At 63.9% G+C, this 8470-nt stretch carries 4 protein-coding genes; all 4 read left to right on the top strand.

The window, feature by feature from the left end; all coding sequences use genetic code 11:
* Positions 1–270: 270 nt before the first annotated feature.
* The gene (locus tag VMR39_RS22825; protein WP_325419416.1) at positions 271–2925 is read left to right on the top strand and encodes a TonB-dependent receptor; all 2655 of its coding nucleotides are present in this window, start codon (positions 271–273) and stop codon (positions 2923–2925) included.
* A gap of 143 nt (positions 2926–3068) precedes the next feature.
* Positions 3069–4439: a glycosyl hydrolase family 28 protein gene (locus VMR39_RS22820; RefSeq protein WP_325419414.1), complete on the top strand. Its 1371-nt coding sequence runs from the start codon at positions 3069–3071 to the stop codon at positions 4437–4439.
* A gap of 32 nt (positions 4440–4471) precedes the next feature.
* On the top strand, positions 4472–6442 hold the full coding sequence (locus VMR39_RS22815; RefSeq protein WP_325419412.1) for a glycoside hydrolase family 97 protein: 1971 nt from the start codon (positions 4472–4474) through the stop codon (positions 6440–6442).
* Positions 6443–6499: 57 nt separating this feature from the next.
* Positions 6500–8470: heparinase II/III domain-containing protein (locus VMR39_RS22810; RefSeq protein WP_325419410.1), on the top strand; the 1971-nt coding region annotated here is incomplete at its 3' end.

Raw genomic sequence — 8470 nt, 5'->3', positions numbered from 1 at the left:
TGCAGGGCGCGGGACTGGTCGAAACCGCGCAGGCAGGGCTCGCCTATACCGTCCTCAAGCACACCCAGCCCGGAGACATGTGCCTCGTCGGTCCAGAAGAGCTGGAAGCCTTCTCCGCATCCGGCGGCGACGTGCGGCGGTAACGGCGGGCATCCTTCCGGATATAAGATGAATATACGCACCTTTCTGATATCGATACCCACTTGCGCGCCATGTCTGATATCGATATCAGTTTGGACAACAACCAGACGCCCCTTGGGAGAGCGCTTCATGAATTCCAATATCTTGCCCGGCTCAAACCGGCGCCCTGTCGCGACCATCAGGCTGACCTGCGTGCTTCTTGCCTCGTGCTCGGCACTGCCGGCATTTGCCCAGGACACCGACGCCAATGCGCAGGATGCCTCGGCCAACGAGATCATCGTCACGGGCGTGCTAAGCCGCACGGCCAAGCGTGACGCAGCCGTCGCCATCTCGACCATCGATTCCGACACCGTACAACGCTCGGCCCCGGTCAGCGCCGCCGACCTTCTGAAGAACGTGCCGGGCGTCTATGTGAACTCATCGATCGGCGAGGCGCGCAACATCGTCTATGCGCGCGGCCTGTCGGTCGGAACGCAGTCCGCGACATCGGGATATTACTTCGTCGCCCTGCTCGACGATGGCCTGCCGGTGATTGGCATTCAGGGCAGCGGCTTCCAACCCGACAGTTTCTATCGCCAGGACCTGACGCTGAAACGCGTCGAGGCGCTGCGCGGCGGCAGTGCGACCGTCACGGGCCCCAACGCGCCCGGCGGTCTGTTCAACTACATCTCCAAGAATGCCCTCACCGACCACGATGGCGGCGTGGCCTCGGTTCGCATCGGCCTCGAAGGCAAGAGCCAGCCCTATCAGCGTGCGGACGCCTACTACGGCACCGAGTTCGGCGAAAGCGGCGTCTATGGCTCGATCGGCGGGTTCTATCGCCGTTCGTTCGGCCCACGGCCGACCGCCTATCCGTTCAACCGAGGTGGGCAGATCAAGGCATCGCTGGGCTGGAACTACGGGTCGGGCTCGCTGGTGCTCTACGGCAAGTATCTCGACGATCACAACGGATCCTACGATTCCGAGCGCATACCCTCGATCGGCTTCGACGATCCGCAGATCGCGCCCGGCCTGTCGCGCTACGACAACTACACGCTGGGCCGCAAATCGGCCTTCACCATTCCCGGATCAGGCGTCGTGGACAGCCAGCGCTTCGAGCCGGACAATCTCGACCACACCGTCGCGCGGACCGTGGGTCTCAAGTGGGAGCACGACGTCGACGACACGCTCCAGATCAGCAATCATTTCCGGTTCAACGACAACCGCCTGAAGCTCAACCAGAACGGCGTCGGAACTTTCGGTCTGGACAACCAGAACCTGTGGAACAACCTCGGTTTCAGCGCCGCAGGGCTCAGCCGCGTCCCCGGAACGATCACGGTGACCGGCAGTAACGGCCAGTTGCTCGCCCGCGTGGCCAGCGCCGCCAGCGGCTACACGGTGCTGGCCAACAACCTGCCCAACCAGCAGGTCCTGGCCAACGGCGTCATTTCGGGGACCGGCACCTCGACCGATTTCGACGAGCAGTCGTTCATCGACCAGCTGACGATCTCCAAGCGCGTCGGCCGACTGACCGTGACCGCCGGGGGCTACCTGTCGCGATCAAAGTTCGTGCGCGAACTGCTGCCGCCCGGCGGCTACATCGCTCCCATCCAGTCAGACATGGAGGCCGCGCAGGTCACTTTCACCGACGCCGCGACCGGCAATGTCTATCATATGACCAATTCCGCCGGGTTCGGTTCGATCGGCACTGCGCCGGTCCGCAACACCGTGAAGAACCGCTCGACCTCGTTGTTCGGCGGCCTCAACTGGAAGGCGACCGACAAGCTCACCCTCGATGCCGGTATCCGCTACGAGCGCTTCGGCTACAGGGGCACGAACCTGCTTGCCTCCGCGAACCCGCAGGCCCGCGATCGCACCTATGGCGGCGTCGATGGCGATCCGCTGACGATCTACGACAATCTGGTCGGCGTGCTGAACCGTGAAGTGCCTTTCGACAAGAAGCTCGACTTCGTGAACTACACGGCGGCAGCCAACTACCGCTTCTCCGATCGGTTCTCGGCGTACGTCCGCTATGCCCGCGGCAAGAAGAACGGCGATGGCCTCTGGGGCGGATACGACACGGTGTTCAAGGCCCAGAACCAGCCGATCACGCCGCCGCTGATCACCCAGTACGAAGCAGGGTTCAGCTATGTGAGCCCGAGGGTGCGCCTGACGCTGACCCCGTTCCTCACCCTGCTCGACAAGGTCAACGTCGTCGGCCAGGGGACCGACCTTGACGGCACGACCTACGTCACCACGCCCGCCTTCAACAAGACGAGGGTTTACGGGGTCGAGATCGAGGGCGATGTCCGCATGACGCAGCAGTTGCGCCTGACGGCCGCCGTGACGCTCCAGAAGGGCAAGGCGCTCGAATGGTACAACTGGAACATGGGCCAGACGGGCCGGGCGGACGACCAGCTGGAGGCCTATCCCGACAGCAAGCTTGAGAACCTCGCGAAGGTGCAGGGCCGCATTGGCCTGGAATATGCGACCGGTCCGTTCACGGCCCTTGTCAACTTCACCTATCTGGGCTCCCGTCCGTCGAACTTCACGGGGCTGACGACGTTCCCTAGCCAGAGCCAGACCGATCTCTCGCTGTCCTACGACGTGACACCCGACTTCCGCCTCGGCTTCAATGTGAACAACGTGTTCAACGACATCGGCATCTTCTCGATCCAGAACCCGAACCTGCCGGTCTCGGGGCTGTCGCAGGCCCAGATCATCAGCATGTATCCCAATGCAACCACCGGGATCCTGACCACCCAGCCACGCTCGTTCTTCCTGACCGGGACGGCGAATTTCTGATGCCATCGCATCGCCCAGGAGTCACTTCGATGCGCAAAGCCAAGATCCTGCGCCGAACCGGCATCTGCCTTGCCGCCATCGCCCTGTCCTGCGCGGCGGCACCAGCCGTCCTCGCCGCACAAGATGCCCTGCAGGTCTATCCCGTGCCCAAGGGTCTGATGTACTCGGCATTCAACGACGATTTCACGGTTCGCGTGCGCAAACCCGGCGGGCCCTGGCAGGATCTCTACGAATACCGCGTCCAGGTCGATACCGACACCAGACAGAATGCGTCGATGGTGTATTTCGATTTCCAAGGCACTGTTGAAATCGAGGTGCTCAAGAACAACGGCCGCTTCGATACGGTCTCCGTCGCACCGCTGGCGAGCGCGGTGAAGCCTGAACGCCAGGGAAACATCGTGCGCTTGACGCTGACGCGTCCGGAGAGCTTCTCGCTCCAGTTCGATGACGACCGGCTCCACAACCTGCACATCCTGGCCGGGGCCGTGCCCGCGGGCGCGCCGACCGGGCCGAACGTGCGCGTTTTCGAGCCGGGCCTCCATCTCCCGCCCGAGCGCAGCGACGTGTTCCCGGTCAAGTCCGGCGAGCGCATCTACCTTGCAGGCGGGGCCGTCCTGAAGGGTTCCTTCGCGCTGGAGGGCGTGAAGGACGTCAGCATAACGGGACGCGGGATGCTATGGGATCCCGGACGGGGGATCGACCTCGAGAAGGCGAAGAACATCGCGATCTCGGACCTCATCATGGTCAATACCGATCGCAAGGACGCGGCACGGGTCATCAACATCCGCAATTCCAGCAATGTCGCGCTGCGCAACGTCACCGGCTTCACCTCGGGCAAATGGTCGGACGGGATCAATATCTCCACCTCGCAGCATGTCTCCATCGACGGCGGCTACCTGCGCGTGTCGGACGACGCTGTGGTGGTCTACGCCGTCGCCGATTGTCCGCTGTGCCGCCAGCGGGCGGCGAAGACGGGCATTCCCGACGTCAACCCGCCGGGGGACACGTTTGATATTTCGGTCCGCAACCTGCGCATCTGGAACGATGTGGCTCACGCGCTCTACATCGGGCATTTCGGCGACAATGCCGACCCGCGCACGATCCGCGACGTCACCTTCGACAACATCGACATCGCCAATCTCGACGAGGATGACCCCGACTGGGAAGGAGCGATCGCTGCCTATTCGGGCGACAGTACCCTCATCCGCAACATCACCTTCAGCAACATCCGCGTCGACAGGATCGAGGAAGGCAAGCTGATCAACATCGTCGCAGGCGATAACGCCCGATACAACAAGGCGCCGGGACACGGGATCGACGGGGTGACCATCCGAAACGTCACCTTCACCGGCGAGGGCATGCCGAGCCAATCGGTCATCTCGGGTCTTTCCGCGAAGACGGCCGTTCGCAACGTCACGATCGAGAACCTCAGCATCGCCGGCCAACGCATCGACACCCCGCAGGCTGCGGATATGGTGGTAGGCAAGCACGTCGAGGCCCTGCGCATCCGCTGATGCCGGCACGCCTTGCGGGAGAGAGAACAAGCATGAAGACCAATCGCCGCACCATCCTGGCAAGCCTTGGCGCTGCCGCGACAGGGATAGCCGCGACCATCCCTGCGGCCCGCGCCGATGCTGCCGCAGAGGGTCAGCGCCTGACCGTGTCATCGCCCGATGGACGTATCACGCTCGAGTTGCTGGTCCCCACCTCGCGCGGCGAGCACCCGCGCTGGGCGGCCCGGCACGGCAACGCCGTCATTCTGGAACCCTCGCGGTTGGCGCTCGTGCTTGGCGATGGCAAGCGCCTCGGACCGGATGCGAAGTTCCTCGCCTCGGAGATCACCACCATCGATGGCACCTGGCAGCCCCCTTATGGAATCTCCGCGCGTTATGACGGCAAGGCGAACCAGCTGGAAGCCCGCTTCGAGGACCGCCGGACGCGCATTCGCTTCGCAATCCGCCTGCTCGCGCACGACGACGGGATCGCCTGCCGCTTCGTGCTGATCTCCGCGCCAACGAAGTCCATAACGCTGGGCGGCGAACAGATCGAATTCCGCATGCCAATCGGAACCCGTGTCTGGACCAGCCGCGACGAAGGCGAGTATGCCGTTTCCTCGCCAGGCCGCATAGCGCCCGTGCCTCATCCCGAACTGACTGCCAGCACCGACAAGGGCGCGCTGGCCGACACGCCGGTACTGGCCCAGACACCCGCAGGACTCGCCATGCTGCTGTGCGAATCCGACCGGCTGCACTACCCGCGCATGATGTTCGCACCGGGTGAGGACGAGCAGACGATGGTCAGCCGCCTGATGCACTTCCCGGGCCGCGCCACCGGCTATTCGGGGCCCGGCGACACGCACGCCGCACCCGTGTTCGCCATCGAAGCGCCTTTCGCTACGCCCTGGCGCGTCATCATGGTCGGCGAACGTCCCGCCGCACTGATCGACAAGGCCGGGCTCGTGCCGACGCTCGCCACGCCGGACAGGCTCGACTCCGACGACTGGATACGCCCGGGCCGCGCTTTTCGGATTCGCAAACCCTATTCGAACGCAGGCGCCATGGAAGGCATTGCCTTCGCCCGCGAGCGCAAGCTGGACTACATCGAGTTCGACGCACACTGGTATGGCGACGGCACCGACCCTAGCGATGCGACCCGCCCGATCGACGGCTTCGACATCGAGGGCATCGTTGCCGCCGCGCGCGAGAACGGGATTGGCACAATCGTCTACGTCGACCGCATGCCCGCGATGCGCCAGCTCGATGCTATCGTCGCCACATACCGCAAGTGGGGTATAGCCGGGATCAAGTTCGGCTTCATCTGGGAAGGACGGCAGGAGGATGTGGACTGGATCTACAACCTCGTGAAGACCTGCGGCGACAACTACCTCTTGGTGAACCTGCACGACAATCTGCGTCCCGCCGGGCTGGAGCGCACCTTGCCGAACTATGTCGCACTCGAAGGCGTTCGCGGGAACGAGCAGTTCCCCACCGCAAGGCACAACGTCACCCTGCCCTTCACCCGCGCGCTGTCCGGGCCGATCGATTATACGATCTGCTACGATCACTACATGAACAAGACGACCAACGCGCACCAGCTGGCTATGGCGGCGGTCTACTACAATCCGCTCACGTTCCTTTACTGGTACGACGCTCCGGCCAAGTACCGTGCCGGAAACTGGCCCGCGCTGCACTGGTTCGACGAATGTCCGACAACCTGGGACGAAACGCACGCGATTGGCGGCGACCCCGGCGAATACGTCGCGGTCGCGCGGCGAAGTGGCGAACGCTGGTTCCTCGGCGCTATGACCAACGAGGAGGCCCGCACGATCAAAGTTCCCCTCGCCTTCCTCGGAGAAGGAAAGTGGCGCGCAACCTTCTTCGCAGACGGAGTGCAGCAGTCCCAAGCCTACCTGACCGAGGTGGTCGTCTCTCACCGCGAGGTGGATGGCGCCGCCACCATCACTGTAGCGATGCGGCCGAGCGGCGGTCAGGCGATCCTGTTCGAGAGGCTGGCCTGACGGCCGGCAACGGAGCTAATCCCCACCGCGCTCCGCGTGGGCGAAGGAATGAATAAGATGATGCGTACCGCGCTGGCAGCCGCAGCTCTGACGATAGCATCCTGCCCCGTGGGAGGGCAGGCACAGGAGTCAGGCGCAGCCCCTCCCAGCCTCGCTTTCAATCCGGCAAACATCGTGCGGGTCAAGCAGCTGATCGCCAGCGACGCCGAGGCGCGCGCGCGCTGGAATGCTTTGCACAAGACGGCGGACAAGGCCCTTTCTTCTCCTCTCAAGGGTGACCGCGAGATCGACACCGCGCTGGAGGCTCTCGCACTCGCATTCCGTGTCACCGGCCAAGCAAAGTACGCGCAAGGGGCAAGGACGCTTTTGCTGCAGCGTGCGGCAAAGGCCAACTGGCTGACCGACGCCCCCCTCGCCCGCCGCGATCCGCCTTGGAGATCCGATCTCGGTATGGGATACGCCGCCGCGAGCACCGGCATTGCCTATGACGCCGTGCGCGACACGCTGTCGCAGGACGATCGCCAGACCATCGTCCAGGGTCTCATCCGAGGCGCTATCCTCCCGATCATGGACGACTGGGTCGATGGTGCAAAGCGCATCCATACGCTCGACACGATGGGCCACAACTGGTGGGCGCACATCGTCTTCGGCGCCGGGGTGGCGGCGCTTGCCGTGCGCGAGGATGATCCTCGTGGCCTCGACTGGGCCCGCCGCATCGACGAGGCAAGCGTGGAATGGTTCGAGTTTCCGGGCACCCGCATGGGCACCAAGCCACCCACCTTCGGCCGTGACGGCGCCTATTCGGAGACTGTCTCCTATGCCGAGCTGGCATTGCACAGCCTCATGCTTTTCCGCCGGTCGTGGACCGAAGCGATGGGCACCGCGCCCTCCCCCATCAAGGGTCTCGACAAGATCGCGGGGTATTTTCTCGCCACCAGCTATCCCCGCAACGAAGGGTGGGTGTCGCTCAACTTCGGTGACAGCCGCCCGCCGAGTTGTGGCTGCCACACGCTGGTCGACCTGTGGGCACTCGGCGACCATAATCCCGAGTACCTGAAGTACATCGCCGGCTTCTCCGCCGTACCTGCGAAGGATGCGTGGAAGGATGCCACCAACCTTCCCTATTTCCCTGACGCGTCGGCACGCGCATCGGCGTCAGCGTCCACCGGCGCATCGCGCACTTACGTATCGCACGACCAGGGCCTGCTGACCATGCGCAGCGACTGGTCCCCCGACGCCACGCTCCTCGCGGTCAAATCCGGGTTCGCCTGGAACCACAATCATGCCGATGCCGGCAGCTTCATCCTCTATCACAAGGGGCGCACGCTGATCGCGGATTCCGGCCATTCGAGCTACTCGACGCCGGAATACGACAGCTACTACCGGCAGAGCGAAGCCCACAATGTCGTCACCATCGACGGACACGCGGAGCCCGCTAGCGACCTGTACGACGGGTCGGCTTCGATGGGCACCATCGACCATGTGCTCGACACGCCCAACGTTCGCTACGCATGGGCGGACGCAACCGGTCCGACGAGCCGGTACTTCCAGCGCAACTACCGCAACATCCTTTGGGTAGGAGACACGATCCTTCTCATCGACGACTTGCGTAGCCGCGATCCCGGTCAGTTCGAATGGCTGCTGCATCATGGCGGTACAGCGACGCGAAAAGGCGGGACAGTCGAAATTCGCGACGGGGACGCCGGCGTCGACGTCACACCACTCTTCCCGGCGGCTCTGCCGGACGGCGGTTTGCCGACCGACTATCCTTATGCACTGCGCCTCGTCAGCCATGAGGGCCTCGCCGACGAGGACCCGAAAGTAAAGCAGGCCTACTTCGGCTTCCAGCCCGTCGGAAAAAGCGATCGCGAGAAGTTCCTGGTCGCCCTGCAACCCCGCATCGACGGCAAGCCTGCGTCGCGGATCGAACGCCTTGAAGGCACCGACTGGATCGGCGTGCGCATCACCGGCACCGATCATATCACCGAGGTCTACTTCAACCTTCTCGCGGACGGACGACTTCGCCAC

Origin of the sequence: Sphingobium sp. (assembly GCF_035511395.1) — a bacterium.
GTDB lineage: Bacteria > Pseudomonadota > Alphaproteobacteria > Sphingomonadales > Sphingomonadaceae > Sphingobium.
Note: the sequence above shows the minus strand (reverse complement) of the source record. Positions and strands in the feature narration are given on the sequence as shown.

What these genes read in the sequence shown, in the direction of transcription:
- VMR39_RS22825 (WP_325419416.1), top strand. Translation starts at nt 271, where the DNA reads ATGAATTCCAATATCTTGCCCGGCTCAAACCGGCGCCCTGTCGCGACC.
- VMR39_RS22815 (WP_325419412.1), top strand. Translation starts at nt 4,472, where the DNA reads ATGAAGACCAATCGCCGCACCATCCTGGCAAGCCTTGGCGCTGCCGCG.